The sequence below is a fragment of the Streptomyces sp. enrichment culture genome (genome assembly GCF_964272855.1).
Classification (GTDB): domain Bacteria; phylum Actinomycetota; class Actinomycetes; order Streptomycetales; family Streptomycetaceae; genus Streptomyces.
This window is the reverse complement of the sequence record NZ_OZ186847.1, coordinates 4,202,636-4,224,988: the sequence shown is the minus strand read 5'-3', so window position 1 is coordinate 4,224,988 and position 22,353 is coordinate 4,202,636. Positions and strand designations below refer to the sequence as shown.

Genomic DNA, 22,353 nt, shown 5'->3' with positions numbered 1-22,353 from the left:
TCTCAGGCTGTGCAGAACCGTTTGTCCACAGCCTGGACCCGCCCGTAGCCAAAATGTGCCGACGACCGAACAATCGGTAGGTGAGGCGCATCACAGACGCTGCGCCTCTCGAAGCCACCCCCACGAGGAGGTGCCGTCATGACGGTCATGGAGCAGCGGGGCGCGTACCGGCCCACACCGCCGCCCGCCTGGCAGCCCCGAACCGACCCCGCGCCGCTGCTGCCCGACGCGGAGCCCTACCGCGTCCTCGGCACCGAGGCGGCGGCCAAGGCCGACCCCGAGCTGCTGCGCACCCTGTACGCCCAGCTGATCCGCGGCCGCCGGTACAACGCGCAGGCCACCGCCCTCACCAAGCAGGGCCGGCTCGCCGTCTACCCGTCCAGCACCGGCCAGGAGGCCTGTGAGGTCGCCGCCGCCCTCGTCCTGGAGGAACGCGACTGGCTGTTCCCCAGCTACCGCGACACCCTCGCCGCCGTCGCCCGCGGCGTGGACCCCGTCGAGGCGCTGACCCTGCTGCGCGGCGACTGGCACACCGGCTACGACCCGTACGAGCACCGCGTCGCCCCCCTGTGCACCCCCCTCGCCACCCAGCTCCCGCACGCGGTCGGCCTCGCCCACGCCGCCCGCCTCAAGGGCGACGACGTGGTCGCGCTGGCCATGGTCGGCGACGGCGGCACCAGCGAGGGTGACTTCCACGAGGCGCTGAACTTCGCCGCGGTCTGGCAGGCACCGGTCGTCTTCCTGGTCCAGAACAACGGCTTCGCGATCTCCGTCCCGCTGGCCAAGCAGACCGCCGCCCCCACCCTCGCCCACAAGGCCGTCGGGTACGGCATGCCCGGCCGCCTGGTCGACGGCAACGACGCGGCCGCCGTGCACGAGGTGCTGACGGACGCCGTACGGCACGCCCGCGCGGGCGGCGGCCCCACCCTCGTGGAGGCGGTGACGTACCGCCTGGACGCCCACACCAACGCCGACGACGCCACCCGCTACCGCACCGACGACGAGGTCGAGACCTGGCGCGAGCACGACCCGATCGCGCTGCTGGAGCGGGAGCTGACCGACCGCGGCCTGCTCGACGAGGCCGGAATCCAGTCCGCGCGGGACGCCGCCGAGGCCATGGCAGCCGACCTGCGCGCCCGCATGAACCAGGACCCCGTGCTCGACCCGATGGACCTGTTCGCCGACGTCTACGCCGAGCCCACCCCGCAACTGCGTGAGCAGCAGGCCCAGTTGCGGGCGGAGCTGGCGGCCGGCCAGGAAGGGGCCCACCGATGACCACCGTCGCCGTCAAGCCGGCCACCATGGCGCAGGCCCTCACGCGGGCGCTGCGCGACGCCATGGCCGCCGACCCGGCCGTGCACGTCCTCGGTGAGGACGTCGGCACCCTAGGCGGTGTCTTCCGCGTCACGGACGGGCTCGCCAAGGAGTTCGGCGAGGACCGCTGCACCGACACCCCGCTCGCCGAGGCCGGCATCCTCGGCACCGCCGTCGGCATGGCCATGTACGGGCTGCGGCCGGTCGTGGAGATGCAGTTCGACGCCTTCGCCTACCCGGCGTTCGAGCAGCTGATCAGCCATGTCGCCCGGATGCGCAACCGCACCCGCGGGAAGATGCCGCTCCCGATCACCGTCCGCGTCCCCTACGGCGGCGGCATCGGCGGGGTCGAGCACCACAGTGACTCCTCCGAGGCCTACTACATGGCGACCCCGGGACTCCACGTCGTCACGCCCGCCACCGTCGCCGACGCCTACGGCCTGCTGCGCGCCGCCATCGCCTCCGACGACCCGGTCGTCTTCCTGGAGCCCAAGCGGCTGTACTGGTCGAAGGACTCCTGGAACCCGGAGCAGCCGCAGTCCGTCGACCCCATCGGCCGCGCGGTGGTGCGGCGCCCGGGCCGCAGCGCCACGCTCATCACGTACGGCCCGTCGGTGCCCGTCTGCCTCGAAGCCGCCGAGGCCGCGCGGGCCGAGGGGTGGGACCTGGAAGTGGTCGACCTGCGCTCCCTGGTGCCGTTCGACGACGAGACGGTCTGTGCCTCGGTGCGGCGGACCGGGCGGGCGGTCGTGGTCCACGAGTCGGGCGGCTTCGGCGGGCCGGGCGGGGAGATCGCCTCCCGGGTCACCGAGCGCTGCTTCCACCACCTGGAGGCGCCGGTGCTGCGGGTGGCCGGTTTCGACATCCCCTATCCGCCGCCCATGCTAGAGCGGCATCATTTGCCCGGCGTCGACCGGATCCTGGACGCCGTGGCGCGTCTGCAATGGGAGGCCGAGAGCTGATGGCACAGGTGCTGGAGTTCAAGCTCCCCGACCTCGGCGAGGGGCTCACCGAGGCGGAGATCGTGCGCTGGCTGGTGCAGGTCGGCGACGTCGTCGCCGTCGACCAGCCGGTCGTCGAGGTCGAGACGGCCAAGGCGATGGTCGAGGTCCCCTGCCCCTACGGCGGTGTCGTCACCGCCCGCTTCGGCGAGGAGGGGACCGAGCTGCCCGTCGGGGCGCCCCTGATCACGGTCGCGGTCGGCGCTCCCGCCTCCGAGGGCCTGGCCTCCGAGGCCCCGGCCCCGGGCGGTGCGGCCGAGAGCGCCGAAGGCCCGGCGGGCGAGAGCGAGGGCTCCGGCAACGTCCTCGTCGGCTACGGCACGGGCGCGCCCCCGGCCCGCCGCCCGAGGGTCCGTCCGCAGCAGCCGGCCGCCGCCACGCCTCCGCCGGCCCCGGAACCCGCCGTGCGGAGCACTCCCCCTCCGGCCCCCGTGTCCCCGGCCGCCCCCGAAGGCGACCGCGTCAACGGTGACGGCCCCATCCCTGTGATCTCCCCCCTCGTCCGCCGGCTCGCCCGCGAGAACGGGCTGGACCTGCGGGAGATGACCGGCTCCGGCCCGGACGGGCTGATCCTGCGCGCGGACGTGGAGTACGCCCTGCGCGCCGCCGCGGCACAAGGCGGCCGTACGGCGGCCCCGCAGGCCGGGACGCCCGTGCGCGCGGTCCCCCAGCCCGCCGCCACGGCCCCGCCCGCCGCCTCCTCGGCTCTCGGCGGGGGCACCCGCGTACCGCTGAAGGGAGTACGCGGCGCCGTCGCCGACAAGCTGTCCCGCAGCCGGCGCGAGATCCCGGACGCCACCTGCTGGGTGGACGCCGACGCGACCGAGCTGATGCGGGCCCGGGCCGCGATGAACGCGGCCGGCGGACCGAAGATCTCCCTGCTCGCCCTGCTGGCCCGGATCTGCACCGCCGCGCTCGCCCGCTACCCCGAGCTGAACTCCACCGTCGACCTGGCCGGCCGCGAGGTCGTCCAGCTCGACCACGTCCACCTGGGCTTCGCCGCGCAGACCGAGCGGGGTCTCGTCGTCCCCGTCGTCCGGGACGCGCACGCCCGCGACGCCGAGGGCCTGACCGCGGAGTTCGCCCGGCTGACCGAGGCGGCCCGGACCGGGACCCTCACACCCGGGGACCTGACCGGCGGCACCTTCACGCTGAACAACTACGGCGTGTTCGGCGTCGACGGCTCCACGCCGATCATCAACCACCCCGAGGCGGCCATGCTCGGCGTCGGCCGCATCGTCCCCAAGCCGTGGGTGCACGAGGGCGAGCTGGCGGTCCGCCAGGTCGTCCAGCTGTCGCTGACCTTCGACCACCGGGTCTGCGACGGCGGCACGGCGGGCGGCTTCCTCCGTTATGTCGCGGACTGCGTCGAACAGCCGGCGGTGCTGCTGCGCACCCTGTGACCTGTCGCCCCCACCCCCGCCACCCCTGCCACAGCCGTACTGTCCACATGCTGTGCGCAGGGGTGGCAATGATCTTTGCGGCGCTCATACTCGGGACATGACCTCTAACAGGGCTCCGACCGCGCCCGACGCCGTCGTCCCCGACGCCGTCGTCCACGACGCCGTCGTGCTCGCCGGGGGAGCCGCGCGGCGGCTCGGCGGTGCCGACAAGCCCGCCGTGCGGGTGGGCGGGCGGCCCCTGCTCGACCGTGTCCTCGCCGCCTGCGCCGAGGCCCGCACCACTGTCGTCGTCGCCGCCCCGCGCCCCACCGCGCGGCCGGTGACCTGGGCCCGCGAGGACCCGCCCGGCGCGGGCCCGCTCGCCGCGCTCGACGCCGGGCTGCGGCACACCACCGCCGAGCACGTCGTGGTGCTCTCCGCGGACCTGCCGTTCCTCGACGAGGGCACGGTACGGCGGCTGGGCGCCGCCCTGGACGCGGGCGGTGCCGACGGCGCGCTGCTCACCGACGCCGACGGCCGCGACCAGCCGCTGGTCGCCGTCTACCGCGCGGCCGCCCTGCGCCGCGAGCTGACCGCGCTCACCGCCGCGCACGGCTCGCTCACCGGGCTGCCGCTGCGCCGGCTGACCGGCGCCCTCGACCTCACCCGGGTCCCGGATCCCGTCGCCTCCTTCGACTGCGACACCTGGGACGACATCGCCACCGCAAGGGCACGCATCAGGGAGCATGATCAGGTGTTGGATGAATGGATCTCCGCGGTCAAGGACGAACTGGGCATCGACCTCGATGTCGACACCGGCGTCCTGCTCGACCTGGCCCGCGACGCAGCCCACGGGGTGGCGCGTCCCGCCGCCCCGCTGACCACCTTCCTCGTCGGCTACGCCGCCGCCCGCGCCGGGGGCGGCCCCGAGGCCGTCGCCGAGGCCGCCCGCAAGGCCGCCGCCCTGGCCCAGCGCTGGGCGGACGAGGAAACCGCCGCAGGGGCCGACGCGCGTCCGGACGCCGGATGACCGCCCCCGGCATCCGGACCGGCGGGGAAACCGACGACCTCGACGTCGAGGAGGCACTGGCCCTGGTGAAGAAGGCACACGGCCGAGACGACCACGCCCACGCCCCGACGGGCCGGGAGGTGCCCGCCACCGCGCCCGCCGCCTCCCCGAAGACGGATGCCCACCACCGCGCCACCCCCTGGCCGGAGGCCCGCGCGATCGCCGAGCGGGCCGGACGCGGCCTCCGCCCGCACAGCACCGGCGCCGACGCTCCCGTCGGCCGGAACGGGCACACCGACCGCAGCGACGCTCCCGCCGAGCCCCGGTCCCCCGCCTCCGTGCCGCTCGACGCCGCCCTGGGCCTGGTCCTGGCCGCCCCCTTGGCCGCCCTCACCGACCTGCCCTCGTTCGACACCTCGGCGATGGACGGCTGGGCCGTCGCCGGGCCCGGGCCCTGGGCGCTGCGCGACGAGGGAGTGCTGGCCGGGCACGCGGGGCCCGCGCGGCTCGCCGACGGAGAGGCGGTCCGGATCGCCACCGGCGCGCGGATCCCGCCGGACACCACGGCGGTCCTGCGCAGCGAGCACGGCATCACCGACGACAAGGGCCGGCTGCACCCCACCCGGGAGGTGGGCCACGGCCAGGACATCCGCCCCCGCGGCCAGGAGTGCCGCAGCGGAGACCAGCTGCTGCCGACCGGCACGCTCATCACCCCCGCCGTCCTCGGCCTCGCCGCGGCCGCCGGATACGACACCCTCACGGTGGTGCCCCGCCCCCGCGTCGACGTCCTCATCCTCGGCGACGAACTCCTCACCGAGGGCCTTCCGCACGACGGCCTGATCCGGGACGCCCTCGGCCCCATGCTGCCGCCCTGGCTGCGGGCGCTCGGCGCCGAGGTCAGCTCGGTGCGGCGGCTCGGGGACGACGCGAAGGCCCTGCACCGGGCGATCACCGGCAGCAAGGCCGACCTGATCGTCACCACCGGCGGCACCGCCGCGGGCCCCGTCGACCACGTCCACCCCACCCTGCGCCGTATCGGGGCGGAACTGCTGGTCAACGGCGTCAAGGTGCGCCCCGGCCACCCGATGCTGCTCGCCCGCCTCAAGGAGCACCAGCACCTCGTCGGCCTGCCCGGCAACCCGCTCGCCGCGGTCTCCGGCCTGCTGACCCTCGCCGAGCCGCTGCTGCGCGCCCTGGCCGGCCGCCCGTCCCTGGAGCGGTACGCGCTGCCGCTGAAGGACGGTGCGCACGGGCACCCGCACGACACCCGCCTCATCCCGGTCACCCTGCGCGGCGACCGGGCGGTGCCCCTGCACTACAACGGCCCGGCGATGCTGCGTGGCGTCGCGGCGGCCGACGCGCTGGCCGTCGTGCCTCCGGGCGGGGCCGACCCCGGCCAGGAGACGGAGATCCTGGACCTGCCGTGGGCGACGGCGGGGATCGGGACATGTTTCACGTGAAACACGCCCCACACCGGCCCTACGGGCCGCACCGCCCTACTCGGCGGCCTCCGTCACCGGCCGGCTCACGGCGATCACCCGGTCGCCGGCGCGCAGCTCGGTCTGCCAGCCGACGGCGTAGTCCAGTCGCTTCCGGTCCCGGACGATCGCCAGGACCAGGTCGTCGCACTCGCGGGGTGTGCGGCCCACCTCCTCCAGGGTGACGGTCCGCTCGATGAGGTCCAGGCCGCTGCCGAGGGTCATCAGATCCTCCAGCGTCCGGGCCGTGGGCGGGCTGGCCATGAACGTGCCGAGCAGACGGCCGGCGGAGCTGGAGCTGGTGACCACGGTGTCCGCGCCGGACTGCTTCAGCAGCGGCACGTTCTCGTCCTCCCGGACGGCCACGACGATCGTCGCCCGCCGGTTCAGCTGCCGGGCGGTGAGGGTGATCAGCGTGGCCGTCTCGTCCCGCTGTGGGGCGACGATCACCTGGGAGGCGCGCTGCAACTCGGCCTTGAGCAGGGTGTCCGTGAGCGTGGCGTCCCCGGTGACCGCCACCAGTCCGTCGTCGCCGGCCGCGGTCACCGCCTTGGTCTGGGCGTCCACGACGACGATCCGGTCCTTGCCGATGCCCTGCCCGACCAGGGTCCGGACGGCATGGCGGCCCTTGGTGCCGTAACCGATGACCACCACGTGGTTCCGGGTCCGGGAACGCCAGCGGTGGATACGGACCTGCTGGCGGGTGCGCTCGGTGAGGACTTCCAGGGTGGTGCCGACGAGGATGATCAGGAACAGCACCCGCAGCGGGGTGATGACGAAGATGTTGATGAGCCGGGCGCTGTCGCTCACCGGGGTGATGTCGCCGTAGCCGGTGGTGGAGAGGGTGACGGTGGCGTAGTACGCCGCGTCGATGAAGTCGACGGACCCGTCGGAGTTGTCGTTGTAACCCTCACGGTCGAAATAGACGATCATCACCGTTATGACCAGCACCGTCAGCGCCATGACCAGGCGCTTGATCACCTGCTGGAGCGGCGGGACGACACTCTGCGTGGGCATGGTGATCGCGCGGCCGGCCTCGACGTCGTCGCGGGCCTCCTTGCGCGAGCGGTACCAGAGGGACCGTAGGAGGGATGCCCCCGTCCGCTGGGTATGCGGCTGTTCGTCGCCCTTCATCATGTGCCCCCTGGGATGCTGATCCGGACAGTCGGCACCATGGTTCCTGACGATCTCCCGTCCGTCACAAACCACACGCTGGAGGCCCATCTTGCGGGATCACACCGTCGTCGTCGGCTTCGGTACGAAGGGCCGGTCGGCGATCCACGCCGTCTGCACCACCGGTCTGCGCAAAGAGCGGGTCGTCGTGATCGATCCGAGCAGCAAGGCGATCGACGCCGCGACGACCGAGGGCTACGGCGGAGTCGTGGGCGACGCGACCCGCAGCGAGGTGCTGAAGCGGGCCGAGGTGCAGCGGGCCGGCCAGATCATCATCGCCACCCAGCGGGACGACACGGCCGTGCTGGTGGCATTGACGGCGCGGCAGCTCAACGCCGGGGCGAAGATCGTGGCCGCGGTGCGTGAGGAGGAGAACGCACCGCTGCTGAAGCAGTCCGGCGCGGACGCGGTGATCACCAGCGCCGGGGCGGCCGGCCGGCTGCTGGGGCTGTCCGTGCTCAGCCCGGCGGCCGGCCTGGTGATGGAGGACCTGATCCGGCAGGGCAGCGGCCTGGAGATCGTCGAACGGCCCGTCACCCGGGCCGAGGTGGGCCGCGGCCCACGTGAGACGGAGGAGCTGGTGGTGAGCGTCGTCCGCGGGCACCGGGTGCTCGGCTACGACGATCCGGCCGTCGGCGGGCTGGAGCTGACGGATCGGGTGATCACCATCGTGCCGGCGATCGCACCGGAGGACCGACACGGCCTGCACCACTGGCGGGACATCTCCGAGGGAGGCCCGCAGCTCTGACACCGAGGCGGGCCCACGCCTGCGACCACGCGCGCACGCTGGTCGGCGACGGCACCCGCTACTTGCGGTTGTAGAGCCGCATCGTGATCGGCCCGAAGACCAGCACGAACAGCGCCGCCCATCCCAGCGTCCAGGCGATCTCGTCGGCCGGCCAGCCGCCCGCCATCAGCTCGCGCACCGCCGAGGCGAGATGGGTGACCGGGCTGTTGTCGACGAACGCCTGGAGCCAGCCGGGCATGGTGCTCGGGTCGACGAAGACGTTGGACAGGAAGGTCAGCGGGAAGATCACCATCATGCTGACGCCCATCACCGACTTCTCGGTGCGCAGCATCAGCCCGAACATCGTCCAGATCCAGGAGAACGCGAAGGAGAAGACGATCAGCAGCGCGATGCCGGCGATCACCCCGCCGACCCCGCCGTCCGGGCGGTAGCCGAGGACGATGCCGACGGTGAGCATCACCACGGACGCGATGGTGTAGCGCAGGGCGTCGCCGAGGAGATAGCCCACCATCGTCGACGGACGCCAGATGGGAAGTGACCGGAACCGGTCGAAGACGCCCTTCTCGATGTCCGTGTTGACCGAGACGCCGGTGTACATCGTGATCATCACGACCGACATCACCAGGATGCCCGGCAGCAGGAACTGGATGTACTCCTTCGGCGACCCGGCCAGCGCGCCGCCGAACAGGTAGGTGTACATCAGCACCATCATGATCGGGAACGCGGTGACATCGAACAGCTGCTCGGGCACATGCTTGATCTTCAGGATCGCCCGCCAGCCGAAGGTCAGCGAGGCCGACCAGGCGCTCGGCCGCGGCGGCCGTTCCCTCGCCACCAGCAGCGCGGCCAGCGACTCGGCACTGACGGGGGCGAGTTCCTTGGTCTCCGTGGTCGCCGCGGTGCTCATGCCGCCACCTCGTCCTTCGGGGCCTGTGTGTCGTGTCCGGTCAGGGCGAGGAACACCTCGTCCAGGCTGGGCTGGCCCAGCGAGAAGTTGTCCACGGTGATCCCGGCGCGGGCCAGCTCGCCGAGCGCCCGCGCGGCCTGCTCGGCCGCGGTGTCGTCGCTCGCCGCCGTACCGAGCCGGGCGGTCAGCGCCACCGGGTCGGGTTCCGGCTGCACATGGGCGTCCAGGGTCCGGCGCAGCACGTCCGCCGCCTCGGTCCGCTGCTCGGCGTCCCGCAGCCGCAGATGGACGGAGCCCGCGCCGACGGACGCCTTCAGCTCGCCCTTCGTCCCCTCGGCGATCACCCGGCCGCGGTCGATGACCGCGATCCGGGACGCCAACTGGTCTGCCTCGTCCAGGTACTGCGTGGTCAGCAGCACGGTCGTGCCCTGTGCGACCACCGCGCGGACGATCTCCCAAACCTGGTTGCGGCTGCGCGGGTCCAGCCCGGTGGTCGGCTCGTCGAGGAAGAGCAGATCGGGCGTGTTCAGGATGGACGCGGCGATGTCGATACGGCGCCGCATGCCGCCGGAGTAGTTCTTGACCTGCTTGCCGGCAGCCTCGGTCAGCCCGAAGGCCTCCAGCAGCCGGGCGGCGCGCTCCCGCGCGTTCTTCTTGCCGTGCCCGAGCAGGCGGGCCAGCAGGACCAGGTTCTCCGTGCCGGTCAGGTCCTCGTCCACCGACGCGTACTGCCCGGTCAGGCTGACCCGGCCGCGCACCTCGTCGGCCTCGCGGACCACGTCGTGGCCGAAGACATGGGCCTGGCCGGCGTCGGGCCGCAGCAGGGTGGCGAGCATCTTGACGGTGGTCGTCTTCCCGGCGCCGTTCGGACCGAGGACTCCGTAGACCGTGCCGGTCGGCACGGCGAGGTCGACGCCGTCCACGGCCCTGGTGTCACCGAACGTCTTCACCAGTCCCGCGGTCTCGATGGCCAGGCCGGAGGTCTGCTGGCTCATGGTGGGTGTCCTTCCGCGTACTCGGATTACGCAAGGGAAGACCTCCACCGTCGCGCAAACTCATCGCTCCCGCATACGCTTTTCGCCGCGATTCCGCCCGATGTCCCAGGCGCCTCCGCCTTCCGACCGAGGAGTAGCGTCGCTTCCATGCATGCGATCACGATTCCCAAACCCGGCGGTCCCGAGGCGCTGACCTGGGCGGAGGTACCGGATCCTGAACCCGGCGAGGGCGAGGTCCTGGTCGAGGTGACGGCGAGCGCCGTGAACCGGGCCGACATCCTTCAGCGGCAGGGCTTCTACGCGCCGCCGCCCGGCGCCTCCCCCTACCCCGGCCTGGAGTGCTCCGGACGGATCGCCGCCCTCGGCTCCGGCGTCGGCGGCTGGTCCGTCGGCGACGAGGTGTGCGCGCTGCTCTCGGGCGGCGGTTACGCCGAGAAGGTCGTCGTCCCCGCCGGGCAACTGCTGCCGGTGCCCAAGGGACTGACCGTCACCCAGGCCGCGGCGCTGCCCGAGGTGGTCTGCACGGTCTGGTCGAACGTCTTCATGGTCGCCCATCTGCGGCCCGGTGAGACGCTGCTCGTGCACGGCGGCTCCAGCGGCATCGGCACGATGGCGATCCAGCTCGCCAAGGCCGTCGGCGCCGACGTCGCCGTCACCGCCGGTACCCGGGAGAAGCTGGACCGCTGCGCCGAGCTGGGCGCCGACATCCTGATCAACTACCGGGAGCAGGACTTCGTCGCCGAGATCAAGGAGGCCACCGGCGGCGCGGGCGCCGACGTCATCCTCGACAACATGGGCGCCAAGTACCTCGACCGCAACGTCCAGGCGCTTGCCGTCAACGGCCGGCTCGCGATCATCGGGATGCAGGGCGGCGTCAAGGGCGAGCTGAACATCGGCGCCCTGCTCGCCAAGCGCGCCGCGATCAGCGCGACCTCGCTGCGGGCCCGCCCGCTCTCCGAGAAGGCGGCCATCGTGGCGGCCGTACGCGAGCATGTGTGGCCGCTGCTGGACGCCGGTCACGTACGGCCGGTCGTCGACCGCGAACTGCCGATGCGGGAGGCCGCCGCCGGGCACCGGCTGCTGGAGGAGAGCGGCCACGTCGGCAAGGTGCTGCTGGTCACGGAGTGACGGTGCCGCGCTGACGGCGGCGCGGCCGTCAGCCCCGTCCGCGCCGCACCCGCAGCCCGACGAAGGCGAGCCCGAGGCCGAGCCCGATGAGCACCATCCCGGAGCCGAGCGGCAGGATCCGCAGCACGGGCTCGCCGGTCCGCTCCACGGCGGCCTCGGGCGCGCCGGTGGCGGGTTCCGACGGCGGAGTGTCTGCTTCTTCCGCCGCGTCTGCGGGGGGCCGGTCCCTCGGGGGCTCCCGCAGGGGTTCCTCCATCCGCCCGGGCCGGTTCCGCCCCTCACCCGCGGGGTTCCCGGCCCGGCTGGGCGAGGGGGACTCCGCGGGCGGGGTGGGCGGCGGCGTCCCGTAGGCCGATACGGTCCCGTACGACGAGACGATGGCGTACGACGAAACGCCCACGTACGACGAAACGCGACCGTACGTCGAGACGTGGCCGTACGTCGAAACGCCCTCGTACGACGAAACGCCGCCGTACGACCCCGCACCACCCCCCGGCAGGACCAGTACCGCTCCCAGTCCCGCCGCGCCCAGTGCCCGCGGCCATCGGCTCACGGAGTCAGCCTCACATCTCGGACAGACCCCGGCATTCCGGATGCCGCCAGGTGGCTGGCCGTACCGGGGTCATTCAGTGCGGTGCACGCGTGGGAGAGAATGACCGTATGGAGATGCCGAGGAACGAAAGGTCGCCGGAGAACCCCCAGCGCATCCTGGTCGTGGGCCAGGACGGCATGGCACTCAGCGGCGGCGGTGGAGACGAGGACTCCCACGAGACCCCGGTGACGGACCAGGTCGAGCAGCCGGCGAAGGTCATGCGGATCGGCAGCATGATCAAGCAGCTGCTGGAGGAAGTGCGGGTGGCGCCTCTCGACGAGGCCAGCCGGGTCCGGCTCAAGGAGATCCACGCCAGCTCGGTGAAGGAGCTGGAGGACGGTCTGGCGCCGGAGCTGGTGGAGGAGCTGGAGCGGCTCTCCCTGCCGTTCACCGACGACGCGACCCCGTCCGACGCGGAACTGCGCATCGCGCAGGCTCAGTTGGTGGGCTGGCTGGAAGGCCTCTTCCACGGGATCCAGACGACGCTGTTCGCCCAGCAGATGGCCGCGCGGGCCCAGCTGGAGCAGATGCGCCGCGCGCTCCCGCCCGGCGTCGGCGGCCACGACGGCCACGACGACCCGCGCGGGGGTGGCCGCCAGGGCGGCCCGTACCTGTAAACCGTCCGCCCCACTCACCAGACGTACGACCGAGAAAGGCCCGGCATCACGCCGGGCCCTTTCTCGTCCCCGGGTCTGTCAGGACGCCGGGTTGCCGGTCGAGACGTAGAGCTGGATCTGGACGGTCTCCTCGGGATCGACGTCCGTGCCCGCGGCCGGGAACTGGCTCATGACCGTGCCGTCGCCGTAGGTGTTCTCGTCCTGGTCCTTGACCTCCACCTGCCAGCCAGCGGCCCGCAGGCACGCCTTGACCGACGTGATGTTCTTGAACTGGAAGTCCGGGATCTTGATCTTGTCGGGGTCGTTGTACGACTCCTGGGGCTCGGTGCACTCGGTCGTCTCGATCGTCCGAGAGGTGTCCGGACCGCGGTACCCCGGCTTCTGCGTCGCCGTGGCCGAAGGGCTGGCGTCGCCGCCCTTGCCCCGCTCCTCCTCACCGCCGCCGCTCAGCGACAGCGCCGCGATCAGACCGCCGACCGCGAGCACGGCCACGATGGCGGAGCCGAGGATCACCGGCTTGTTGCTCCTGCGCCCGCCGGAAGCCGAGGGGGCCGGCGGCTGCGGGGTGAGGTTGTACGCCGGCGTCGGCTGCGCGGCGTACGGCGCCGGCGTCTGGTAGCCGCCCTGCTGCGGGTAGCCGTACGACGGCTGGGGCGTGGGCGGCGGAGTGCCGTACGGGTTGGGGACCGGCGTCGGCTGGTACGGCGTCTGGACGCCGCTCACGGGCGCCGGGGTGCCCTGGTCGACCGGCGGGAAGACGGCGGAGCCGACGCCCGCACCGCTCTGCGTGGGGGCGCCCGGCACGATGCTCGGCGGGGCCGCCTGGACGGAGGCCGCGACCCGCAGGCACTCGTCGCGCATCGACTCGGCGGTGGGGAAACGCTCGTTCGGGTTCTTCTTCAGCGCGCGGGCGATCAGCGCGTCCACGGCCGGCGGCAGGGAGCGGTTGATCGAGGAGGCCGCGGCCGGCTCCTCCTGGACGTGCGCGTAGGCGATCGCCAGCGGTGAGTCCGCGTCGAACGGCAGCCGTCCGGTGACCAGTTGGAACAGCATGATGCCGACCGAGTAAAGGTCGGAGCGGGCGTCCACGCCGCGGCCGAGCGCCTGCTCCGGGGAGAGGTACTGCGGGGTGCCGACGACCATGCCGGTCTGCGTCATCGAGGTGACACCGGACTGCATGGCCCGCGCGATGCCGAAGTCCATCACCTTGATGACGTTCCGCTTCGTCACCATCACGTTGCCGGGCTTGATGTCCCGGTGGACCAGCCCCATCTCGTGGCTGATCTCCAGAGCCGCCAGCACGTCCGCGGTGACCTTGAGGGCCTTGTCGGCGGGCATCGCGCCGAACTGCCGGATGTCCTCCTCCAGCACGGAGCCCAGCGGACGGCCCTCGACGTACTCCATGACGATGTAAGGCGTCGTCATGCCGTCGACGTCGTCCTCGCCGGTGTCGAAGACCGAGACGATGTTGGTGTGCGTGAGCTTCGCCACCGCCTGGGCCTCGCGGCGGAACCGCTCGCGGAACGCCTGTTCGCGGCCCAGTTCGGTGTGCAGGGTCTTGATCGCGACCTGGCGGTCGAGCACCGCGTCGTACGCGAGGTGGACGGAGGCCATGCCGCCCTGGCCGAGCAGATCACGCAGCTGATAGCGGCCGCCGGCGAGCGAACGCCCCGCGTACCGGTCCTGTGCGCCGTCCTGGCTCATGATCCGTATCCCCCGTAGGCCTGCAGGCGCCGTTGATCGAAAGTGCTATTCCCGGCCAAGTCTGCCCCAGGCCACTGACACGTCAAGCTCGGTGCCCGTTCCGTGACCGTACGCGAAAGAAGCGTCGCGGAAGCGTTACAGCGGCCGTACGCCCGGTACACAGGATTTGCACGACCGCGCGGGCGCACGGTTTCATGGCCGGTCCGTCTCGTGCCGGTCACGGCGCCCGTCCCGGACCGGTGGCTTGCGCGGAGGCTGTAGCGTGGCCGACGGAGACCGTAACAACACCGCGCGCACCGCGGGCAGAAACGACGGCGAGGACTGATGGCACAGCAGCAGCGCGCTCAGGGCCCGTCCGACCCCGAGGCGAGTGGCGGCGGGATGTCGGATGCGCCGGAGCTGTGGGGTAATGGCGGACTGGTCGGGGACGGCCGGTACCGGCTGACGCACCGGCTCGGCCGGGGCGGCATGGCCGAGGTGTTCGCGGCCGAGGACGTACGGCTCGGCCGTACCGTGGCGGTCAAGCTGCTGCGCGCCGACCTCGCCGAGGACCCGGTCTCCAAGGCCCGCTTCACGCGCGAGGCGCAGTCCGTCGCCGGCCTCAACCACCACGCGATCGTCGCCGTGTACGACTCCGGCGAGGACTTCGTGGGCGGCCAGTCGGTGCCGTACATCGTGATGGAGCTGGTCGAGGGCCGCACCATCCGCGATCTGCTGCACAACGCCGAGGCGCCCGGCCCCGAGCAGGCGCTGATCATCGTCTCCGGCGTCCTGGAGGCGCTGGCCTACTCGCACCAGCACGGCATCGTGCACCGCGACATCAAGCCCGCCAACGTCATCATCACCGACAACGGCGCCGTGAAGGTGATGGACTTCGGCATCGCCCGCGCCCTGCACGGCGCGTCCACGACGATGACGCAGACCGGCATGGTGATGGGCACCCCGCAGTACCTCTCCCCGGAGCAGGCGCTCGGCAAGGCCGTCGACCACCGCTCCGACCTGTACGCCACCGGCTGTCTGCTCTACGAACTCCTCGCACTGCGCCCGCCGTTCGTCGGCGAGACCCCGCTGTCGGTGGTCTACCAGCACGTCCAGGACATCCCGACGCCGCCGTCCGAGGTCTCCGAGGGCACCGCCCCGCCGGAGCTGGACGGCCTCGTCATGCGCTCGCTCGCCAAGGAGCCCGACGACCGCTTCCAGACCGCCGAGGAGATGCGGGGGCTGGTCCAGTACGGCCTGCAGATGCTGTACGAGCAGGGCGGCCACACCGGCACCTGGAACACCGGCCCGGTCGAGGCGCACGAAGGCCGGCACACCCCGGCCGGCGGTCTCGCGGGCACCACGGTGCTGCCGCACCCCGTGGACGCCTCCGGCACCACCCAGATCCCGCAGCAGATCCTGCCGAACTACGGCGGCGGCCGGGACGACGGCGGCTTCGAGGGGCACGGCAACAAGGGCAGCGGCCGCGGCAAGCTGTGGATCCTCGCCGTCCTCGCGGTGATCGCCATCGCGGCGGGCGTCGCGCTCGCCCTCAACGGCGACAACGGCAAGAAGCCGAGCACGGACAACTCGCCGTCCCCGACGGTCTCGCAGAGCACCGACGAGGAGACGCCCGAGGAGTCGCCGAGCGACGACACGCCCGAGGAGTCCCCGGACACCTCCACGGGCCAGGACACGGGCACCGGCGACGGCTGGGGCAACTACGACCCGACGCCGGCCCCCTCGTACTCCCCGCAGCCGTCCTTCACCGACGGCCCGTCGGACCAGCCGACGAACACCGCGCCGACCGACACCGGCGGCACCGACACCGGTGGCACGGACACCGGCGGTACGGACACCGGCGGTACGGAGAACGGCGGTACGGAGAACGGCGGTACCGAGAACGGCGGTACCGAGAACGGCGGCACCGAGAACGGCGGCACCGAGAACGGCGGCACGGACGCGGGTGTCATCGGCGGTGCCGACGGGGGCGGCGGCGTCTGAGCCGCTGGCGCCCCCGCGCGGACGTCCTTACACCCACGTCCGCCCCCGCGCGGACGTCCTTCACACCGACGTCCGCCCCCGCGCGGACGTGCTTGCACCAACGCCCCTTGCGCGGGCGTCACTCCACGAACGCCCCGCACACCTCGTCGTACTCCCGGGTCCACCACACCGCCAGCGCCGAGGCGGCGGGGAACTGGGGGTCCGCGCGGGTGTCGCCGCGCTCGTAGTGCCAGCGCAGCATCCAGAAGTCGTTGAGGCGTTCCCACCACACGCGGTGCACGGCCGCCGCGAGTTCCGAGGGCGTGGCCTGCGCCGCACGCCGGTACGCGCGCGCGTACGCCCCCACCTTGGGCAGGTCCAGGGTGCCCGCGGGCTGGACGAAGAAGATCGCGGCGGCGCGTACGGCCTCCTCCGCGCGGGGCTGCACGCCGAGCCGGTCCCAGTCGACGATCGCGGCCGGGGCGTCGCCCTGATAGAGCACGTTGAACGGGTGGAAGTCGCCGTGCACCCAGCCCACCGAGCCTCCGCGCGGGGGCCGTCGGTCCGCGTGCCGCTCCAGTAGGGCGCGCCGCTCCAGGAGGCGGTGCCGGGCGAGTTCGTCGAAGGAGTCGGCGGGCCGGTGCCTGCGCACGCGCGCGAGGAGGTCGTCGATGAGGTCGAACGTGTCGGCGGGGTCGGCGCTCTCCACCGGGTGCGGGCTGGTGGCGGGGGGCGTGCGTCCCTTGGGCGGCATCACGCGCTCCAGGCTCGCGTGCACGGCTCCCAGGAGCGCCCCGAGCCGGGCGCACTGGCCGGGGGTGAGCTGGCCGCCGTGGCGGTGCCGGCCGTCGATCCACGGGTGCAGGGCGTAGGCGTGGCCGCCGACGACGGCGACCGTGCGGCCGTCGCGTCCGGCCAGCGGCGGCGCGACGGGGACGCCGAGGGCGGCCAGGCGCTGGGTGGCGCGGTGGCGGCGCTCGATCGCGGCGGGGTCGGCGGTGTCGGGGTCGAAGTGGTGCTTGAGGAAGTAGCGGCCGCGGGTGGTGCACAGCCGGTAGCCGCGGTTCAGCAGCCCTTGGTCGACGGGGTCGCAGGCGAGGGCGGAACCTGCGGCGTACTGACGGAGCAGAGCGCTCAACGGGGGCGCATGGGGGGCGGGGGGTGGTACACAGGGGCGCGGCACGCGCCAGATGCTAGGGCACCGAATGAGCCCGTGAGCTGGGCGTTGTCACAGGAAGTCGCCGACGATCGCATTCGGTCACAGGGTGTCACGGTATGCCTTTCGAGGCGCCTTTTTCATAAAGTCCGACCCCGAGTCCGGGCTCAAGTCCGACCCCGAGTCCGGCCCCGAATCACACCACGATGCTCAGCGTTTCCCGGCCCGCATCCGCGCCACATGGGCGGCCGCCTGGGAACGCCGCCGCATACCGGGTTTCGCCAGCAGACCCGGCACGTAATTCTTGATCGTCTTCTCGGCCGGATGCAGCTCGTGCCCGGGCCGCCCTCCCGCAGCCGGGCCGGCATCCGCGCGGTCGCCGCCGGGTCCAGCAGGGACTTGCCCGCGGCCACGTCCCGCACCGCGGACAGCAACTCGTACACGCCGCGGCGCACGGTCTCGTGATCGTCGAGTAGGAATATCCTGATTTTTCAGTCTTCGCGCACGGGATCAGTGTCACACACCAGCTCTTCCCGTGACCTGGGTGGCCGGGATAACGTGCCCGTGTTCCGGCCCCCTGCAAGGCTGTGACCAGGGTTCCTTCCCGGCTTTTCGATTTACTTGGATTTCCAAGCAAAAACGCAGGTCAGGAGGGGTTTCACAGAAATGTGGAGCACTGGGTAACGTGATTGTTGCAGGGCGCTCGCCGGGGCACCTGTCACGCCTGTTCCCGGCCGAGTGGCACCCACCCCGTGCCCGGAGGCCGAGAAAAGGTGAGCCGCACTGGCCTTACCGGCGAACCCGGGGGCCGGACCGACGGAGGAGCACACGTGACCGTGGAGAGCACTGCCGCGCGCACACCGCGACGCAGCGCCAGTACGAAGAGCACGGCCGGCAAGCGCACGACGGCGAGGAAAGGGACCGGCGCCGCCAAGGGCACCGAACCCGAGCTCGTGCAGTTGCTGACGCCCGAAGGCAAGCGCGTCAAGAACGCCGAGTACGACAAGTACGTCGCCGGCATCACCCCCGAAGAGCTGCGCGGTCTGTACCGCGACATGGTGCTCACCCGCCGCTTCGACGCCGAGGCGACCTCGCTCCAGCGCCAGGGCGAGCTGGGCCTGTGGGCGTCGCTGCTCGGCCAGGAGGCCGCCCAGATCGGCTCCGGCCGGGCGCTGCGGGACGACGACTACGTCTTCCCGACCTACCGCGAGCACGGCGTCGCCTGGTGCCGCGGGGTCGACCCGGCCAACCTGCTCGGCATGTTCCGCGGGGTGAACAACGGCGGCTGGGACCCGAACGGCAACAACTTCCACCTGTACACGATCGTCATCGGTTCCCAGACCCTGCACGCCACCGGCTACGCCATGGGCATCGCCAAGGACGGCGCCGACAGCGCGGTCATCGCGTACTTCGGCGACGGCGCCTCCAGCCAGGGCGACGTGGCCGAGTCCTTCACCTTCTCCGCGGTCTACAACGCGCCCGTGGTGTTCTTCTGCCAGAACAACCAGTGGGCGATCTCCGAGCCGACCGAGAAGCAGACCCGCGTCCCGCTCTACCAGCGCGCGCAGGGCTTCGGCTTCCCCGGCGTCCGTGTCGACGGCAACGACGTCCTCGCCTGCCTCGCGGTCACCAAGTGGGCCCTGGAGCGGGCCCGCCTCGGTGAGGGACCCACCCTGGTCGAGGCGTACACGTACCGCATGGGCGCGCACACCACCTCCGACGACCCCACCCGGTACCGGGGCGACGAGGAGCGCCTGGCCTGGGAGGCCAAGGACCCGATCCTGCGCCTTCGCCGGTATCTGGAGGCCTCAAACCACGCGGACGAGGGATTCTTCGCGGAACTCGACGCGGAGAGCGAGACGTTGGGCAAGCGAGTACGCGAGGCGGTCCGCGCCATGCCGGACCCGGACCACTTCGCCATCTTCGAGAACGTGTACGCGGACGGACACGCGCTCGTCGACGAGGAGCGCGCCCAGTTCGCCGCCTACCAGGCGTCGTTCTCGACGGAGTCCGAAAGCGGCTTCGCCGCGGGTGAGGGGGTCTGACATGGCAGCGGAGAAGATGGCTCTGGCCAAGGCGATCAACGAGTCGCTGCGCCACGCCCTGGAGGCCGACCCGAAGGTCCTCATCATGGGCGAGGACGTCGGAAAGCTCGGCGGCGTCTTCCGGGTGACCGACGGCCTGCAGAAGGACTTCGGCGAGAGCCGCGTCATCGACACCCCCCTCGCCGAGTCCGGCATCGTCGGCACGGCGATCGGCCTCGCGCTGCGCGGCTACCGCCCCGTGGTCGAGATCCAGTTCGACGGCTTCGTCTTCCCGGCGTACGACCAGATCGTCACGCAGCTCGCGAAGATGCACGCCCGCTCGCTGGGCAAGGTCAAGATGCCCGTCGTCGTCCGCATCCCCTACGGCGGCGGCATCGGCGCGGTCGAGCACCACTCGGAGTCCCCGGAGGCGCTCTTCGCGCACGTGGCGGGCCTGAAGATCGTCAGCCCGTCCAACGCCTCCGACGCGTACTGGATGATGCAGCAGGCCATCCAGAGCGACGACCCGGTGATCTTCTTCGAGCCCAAGCGGCGCTACTGGGACAAGGGCGAGGTCAACACCGAGGCCATCCCCGGCCCGCTGCACGGCGCGCGCGTGGTCCGCGAGGGCACCGACCTCACCCTGGCCGCCTACGGCCCGATGGTGAAGACCTGCCTGGAGGCCGCCGCCGCGGCCGCCGAGGAGGGCAAGTCCCTCGAGGTCCTGGACCTGCGCTCGGTCTCGCCGCTCGACTTCGACGCCGTCCAGGCCTCCGTCGAGAAGACCCGCCGACTGGTCGTCGTCCACGAGGCGCCGGTGTTCTTCGGCTCCGGCGCGGAGATCGCCGCCCGGATCACGGAGCGCTGCTTCTACCACCTGGAGGCCCCGGTGCTCCGGGTCGGCGGCTACCACGCCCCGTACCCGCCGGCGCGCTTGGAGGAGGAGTACCTGCCGGGCCTGGACCGGGTGCTCGACGCCGTCGACCGTGCCCTGGCGTACTGAGGAGAGGGTCGTGACGACGATGACGGAAGCGTCCGTACGCGAGTTCAAGATGCCGGACGTGGGCGAGGGCCTCACCGAGGCCGAGATCCTCAAGTGGTACGTCCAGCCCGGTGACACGGTCACCGACGGGCAGATCGTCTGCGAGGTGGAGACGGCCAAGGCCGCCGTCGAACTGCCCATCCCCTACGACGGCGTGGTTCGCGCGCTGCACTTCCCCGAGGGCACCACGGTCGACGTGGGCACGTCGATCATCGCGGTCGAGGTGGCGGGCGGCGCCCCGGCCGGCGAGGCTCCCCAGCCCCAGCCCGCGCCGGCCGTGACGGAGGCGCCTGCGGCGGAGGAGCCGCAGCCCGAGGGCCGCCAGCCGGTGCTGGTCGGTTACGGCGTGGCCGCCTCGTCGACCAGGCGCCGCCCGCGCAAGGGCGCCGAGGTCCCGGCCCGGCAGGTCTCGACGGCGATCCAGACGGAGCTGAACGGCCATGGTGGAGCCACCCCGGCCCCGCCCGCCCAGCCGCCCGCTCCCCCCGCGCAGGCCGCTCCCGCGCAGCCCGCCGCGGTGGCCCAGCAGCGCCCCCTGGCCAAGCCCCCGGTGCGGAAGCTGGCCAAGGACCTCGGCGTCGACCTCGCCACGGTCGTCCCGACCGGCCCCGGCGGCATCATCACGCGCGAGGACGTGCACGCGGCGGTGGCCCCGCCGCAGGCCCCCGCCCAGGCCCCGGCCGCCGCACCCGCGGCCCCGGCCCCGGCCCAGGTCCCGGCCGCCGCCCAGGCGCCGGCGCCGGTCGCCACGTACGACGCGGCGCGCGAGACCCGTATCCCGGTCAAGGGCGTCCGCAAGGCGACGGCCGCCGCGATGGTCGGCTCGGCGTTCACTGCGCCGCATGTCACGGAGTTCGTGACGGTCGACGTCACGCGCACCATGCGTCTGGTCGAGGAGCTGAAGCAGGACAAGGAGTTCAGCGGGCTGCGGGTGAACCCGCTGCTGCTGATCGCCAAGGCCCTGCTGGTGGCCGTCAAGCGCAACCCGGACATCAACGCGTCCTGGGACGAGGCGGCCCAGGAGATCGTGGTCAAGCACTACGTCAACCTGGGCATCGCCGCGGCCACCCCGCGCGGTCTGATCGTCCCGAACATCAAGGACGCCCACGACAAGACGCTGCCGCAGCTGGCCGAGTCCCTGGGCGAGCTGGTGGGCACGGCACGCGAGGGCCGGACGTCCCCCGCGGCCATGCAGGGCGGCACGATCACCATCACCAACGTCGGCGTCTTCGGCGTCGACACCGGCACGCCGATCCTCAACCCCGGCGAGTCCGCGATCCTCGCGGTCGGCGCGATCAAGCTCCAGCCGTGGGTGCACAAGGGCAAGGTGAAGCCGCGTCAGGTCACCACTCTGGCGCTGTCCTTCGACCACCGCCTGGTCGACGGCGAACTGGGCTCCAAGGTGCTGGCCGACGTGGCGGCGATCCTGGAGCAGCCCAAGCGGCTGATCACCTGGGCGTAGGACCCCTGGAGCCGCGTGTCCCCTCGGGGGCGCGCGGCTCCCGCCTTTCGGGAGGCCGGGCCGGCTTCGGGAGGCGATCCGTCCTCGGGAGGCGGTCCGTCAGTCCTCCCAGAAGGCCCAGAAGACCCCGACCTCCGTGTCCGAGACGGCGACCAGGCCGCAGTCGGTGGTGTACACGGACAGGCACTCCCACGCGGTGTCCGCGTCGAGCAGGTCGACGTCCGGGTTTCCGCGGGCCTCGGACACATTGGTGAAGTAGCGGGCTCGCGGGCCGAAGCGGGACAGGACCTGCCGGGAGCTTCGGAACAGCCGGTCCCGGCGGCCGTCGAAGTCGGGAATGCCGGCCGCCCGGTAGTGCTCGCCCCGGAGGGCGACGAGCAGTTGCCGGGCCGACGCCTCGCGCACCTCGTACAGGGAGTCGCCGAGCTGGTCCGGGGACCAGCCCATGAACGGCGCGCCGATGCCGGAGCGGTCCTCGCGGACCTCCGGGGCGTGGTTCAGGGAGTGCCACCGGCGCGGGTCCTCCGCGCGGAGCGTCATGACGGCCACGGCGTCACGGCGCCAGTCCTCGTGCCGTCTCGGTCCGACCCGCGCGAAGGTCCAGCCGCCGCCCAGGAGGTCCAGGACGGCGGCCTTCCACGAGCCTGCGTCGAGCACGG

Annotated in this window: 18 protein-coding genes and 2 pseudogenes; 12 read left to right on the top strand and 8 right to left on the bottom strand. The window is 72.5% G+C overall.

Annotated elements, in window-relative coordinates; all coding sequences use genetic code 11:
- The first annotated feature begins 138 nt into the window (after positions 1–138).
- The 5 genes from pdhA (ACSU6L_RS18270) (at position 139) to ACSU6L_RS18250 (ending at position 6,166) form a co-directional block, all read left to right on the top strand.
- Positions 139–1,275, top strand: a complete 1,137-nt coding sequence (gene pdhA, locus ACSU6L_RS18270) for a pyruvate dehydrogenase (acetyl-transferring) E1 component subunit alpha (RefSeq protein ID WP_073944885.1) — start codon at positions 139–141, stop codon at positions 1,273–1,275.
- A complete protein-coding gene (locus tag ACSU6L_RS18265) occupies positions 1,272–2,276 on the top strand; it encodes an alpha-ketoacid dehydrogenase subunit beta (RefSeq protein WP_073944884.1) in 1,005 nt (334 codons plus the stop codon). The genes pdhA (ACSU6L_RS18270) and ACSU6L_RS18265 overlap by 4 nt, the downstream gene beginning before the upstream one ends.
- Positions 2,276–3,718, top strand: coding sequence for a dihydrolipoamide acetyltransferase family protein (locus ACSU6L_RS18260; RefSeq protein ID WP_437058140.1), 1,443 nt, complete (start codon positions 2,276–2,278; stop codon positions 3,716–3,718). Before ACSU6L_RS18265 ends, ACSU6L_RS18260 begins: the two co-directional genes overlap by 1 nt.
- 97 nt (positions 3,719–3,815) lie before the next feature.
- Positions 3,816–4,727 carry an NTP transferase domain-containing protein gene (locus ACSU6L_RS18255; RefSeq protein ID WP_437058138.1) on the top strand — a complete coding sequence of 304 codons (912 nt, stop codon included), beginning with the start codon at positions 3,816–3,818 and terminating at the stop codon, positions 4,725–4,727.
- A complete protein-coding gene (locus tag ACSU6L_RS18250; RefSeq protein ID WP_437058136.1) occupies positions 4,724–6,166 on the top strand; it encodes a molybdopterin molybdotransferase MoeA in 1,443 nt (480 codons plus the stop codon). The genes ACSU6L_RS18255 and ACSU6L_RS18250 overlap by 4 nt, the downstream gene beginning before the upstream one ends.
- Positions 6,167–6,202: 36 nt before the next feature.
- On the opposite strand, the gene ACSU6L_RS18245 is transcribed toward ACSU6L_RS18250, so the two are convergent.
- Complete coding sequence (locus ACSU6L_RS18245; protein ID WP_437064947.1) at positions 6,203–7,318, bottom strand: potassium channel family protein; 1,116 nt, start codon at positions 7,316–7,318, stop codon at positions 6,203–6,205.
- Between the two features lie 76 nt (positions 7,319–7,394).
- Between ACSU6L_RS18245 and ACSU6L_RS18240 the strand changes: the two are divergent.
- Positions 7,395–8,105, top strand: a pseudogene (locus ACSU6L_RS18240) (potassium channel family protein); the annotation flags it as partial.
- 58 nt (positions 8,106–8,163) lie between these two features.
- On the opposite strand, the gene ACSU6L_RS18235 reads toward ACSU6L_RS18240, so the two are convergent.
- On the bottom strand, positions 8,164–9,012 hold the full coding sequence (locus tag ACSU6L_RS18235; protein ID WP_437058134.1) for an ABC transporter permease: 849 nt from the start codon (positions 9,010–9,012) through the stop codon (positions 8,164–8,166).
- On the bottom strand, positions 9,009–10,007 hold the full coding sequence (locus tag ACSU6L_RS18230; RefSeq protein ID WP_437058132.1) for an ATP-binding cassette domain-containing protein: 999 nt from the start codon (positions 10,005–10,007) through the stop codon (positions 9,009–9,011). The genes ACSU6L_RS18235 and ACSU6L_RS18230 overlap by 4 nt, the downstream gene beginning before the upstream one ends.
- Positions 10,008–10,154: 147 nt before the next feature.
- On the opposite strand from ACSU6L_RS18230, the gene ACSU6L_RS18225 reads away from it, so the two are divergent.
- Positions 10,155–11,135, top strand: a complete 981-nt coding sequence (locus tag ACSU6L_RS18225) for an NAD(P)H-quinone oxidoreductase (RefSeq protein WP_437058130.1) — start codon at positions 10,155–10,157, stop codon at positions 11,133–11,135.
- 28 nt (positions 11,136–11,163) lie between these two features.
- Here the strand turns inward: ACSU6L_RS18225 and ACSU6L_RS18220 are convergent, their stop codons facing one another.
- The gene (locus ACSU6L_RS18220; RefSeq protein ID WP_437058128.1) at positions 11,164–11,688 is read right to left on the bottom strand and encodes a hypothetical protein; all 525 of its coding nucleotides are present in this window, start codon (positions 11,686–11,688) and stop codon (positions 11,164–11,166) included.
- A 107-nt stretch (positions 11,689–11,795) separates the two neighbouring features.
- On the opposite strand from ACSU6L_RS18220, the gene ACSU6L_RS18215 reads away from it, so the two are divergent.
- Positions 11,796–12,344, top strand: a complete 549-nt coding sequence (locus ACSU6L_RS18215; RefSeq protein ID WP_365508638.1) for a bacterial proteasome activator family protein — start codon at positions 11,796–11,798, stop codon at positions 12,342–12,344.
- Between the two features lie 78 nt (positions 12,345–12,422).
- On the opposite strand, the gene ACSU6L_RS18210 is transcribed toward ACSU6L_RS18215, so the two are convergent.
- Complete coding sequence (locus tag ACSU6L_RS18210; RefSeq protein ID WP_437058125.1) at positions 12,423–14,048, bottom strand: protein kinase domain-containing protein; 1,626 nt, start codon at positions 14,046–14,048, stop codon at positions 12,423–12,425.
- Positions 14,049–14,372: 324 nt separating this feature from the next.
- Between ACSU6L_RS18210 and ACSU6L_RS18205 the strand changes: the two genes are divergently transcribed.
- Positions 14,373–16,031, top strand: coding sequence for a protein kinase domain-containing protein (locus ACSU6L_RS18205; RefSeq protein WP_437058123.1), 1,659 nt, complete (start codon positions 14,373–14,375; stop codon positions 16,029–16,031).
- A gap of 118 nt (positions 16,032–16,149) precedes the next feature.
- Here ACSU6L_RS18205 and ACSU6L_RS18200 read toward each other — a convergent pair whose 3' ends face one another.
- Entirely contained in the window at positions 16,150–17,148 is a 999-nt protein-coding gene (locus ACSU6L_RS18200) for a phosphotransferase (RefSeq protein ID WP_437058121.1), read from the bottom strand.
- 228 nt (positions 17,149–17,376) lie between these two features.
- Positions 17,377–17,603, bottom strand: a pseudogene (locus ACSU6L_RS18195) (DNA-binding response regulator); the annotation flags it as partial.
- A gap of 393 nt (positions 17,604–17,996) precedes the next feature.
- Between ACSU6L_RS18195 and pdhA (ACSU6L_RS18190) the strand changes: the two are divergent.
- From pdhA (ACSU6L_RS18190) to ACSU6L_RS18180, 3 genes are read left to right on the top strand one after another with little or no spacing between them, the layout of a single operon-like run.
- A complete protein-coding gene (gene pdhA / locus ACSU6L_RS18190) occupies positions 17,997–19,211 on the top strand; it encodes a pyruvate dehydrogenase (acetyl-transferring) E1 component subunit alpha (protein ID WP_437058119.1) in 1,215 nt (404 codons plus the stop codon).
- 1 nt (position 19,212) lies between these two features.
- Entirely contained in the window at positions 19,213–20,193 is a 981-nt protein-coding gene (locus tag ACSU6L_RS18185; RefSeq protein ID WP_437058117.1) for an alpha-ketoacid dehydrogenase subunit beta, read from the top strand.
- Between the two features lie 10 nt (positions 20,194–20,203).
- On the top strand, positions 20,204–21,694 hold the full coding sequence (locus ACSU6L_RS18180; RefSeq protein ID WP_437058115.1) for a dihydrolipoamide acetyltransferase family protein: 1,491 nt from the start codon (positions 20,204–20,206) through the stop codon (positions 21,692–21,694).
- Between the two features lie 99 nt (positions 21,695–21,793).
- On the opposite strand, the gene ACSU6L_RS18175 is transcribed toward ACSU6L_RS18180, so the two are convergent.
- Positions 21,794–22,351, bottom strand: a complete 558-nt coding sequence (locus tag ACSU6L_RS18175; RefSeq protein ID WP_437058113.1) for a hypothetical protein — start codon at positions 22,349–22,351, stop codon at positions 21,794–21,796.
- Positions 22,352–22,353: the final 2 nt, after the last annotated feature.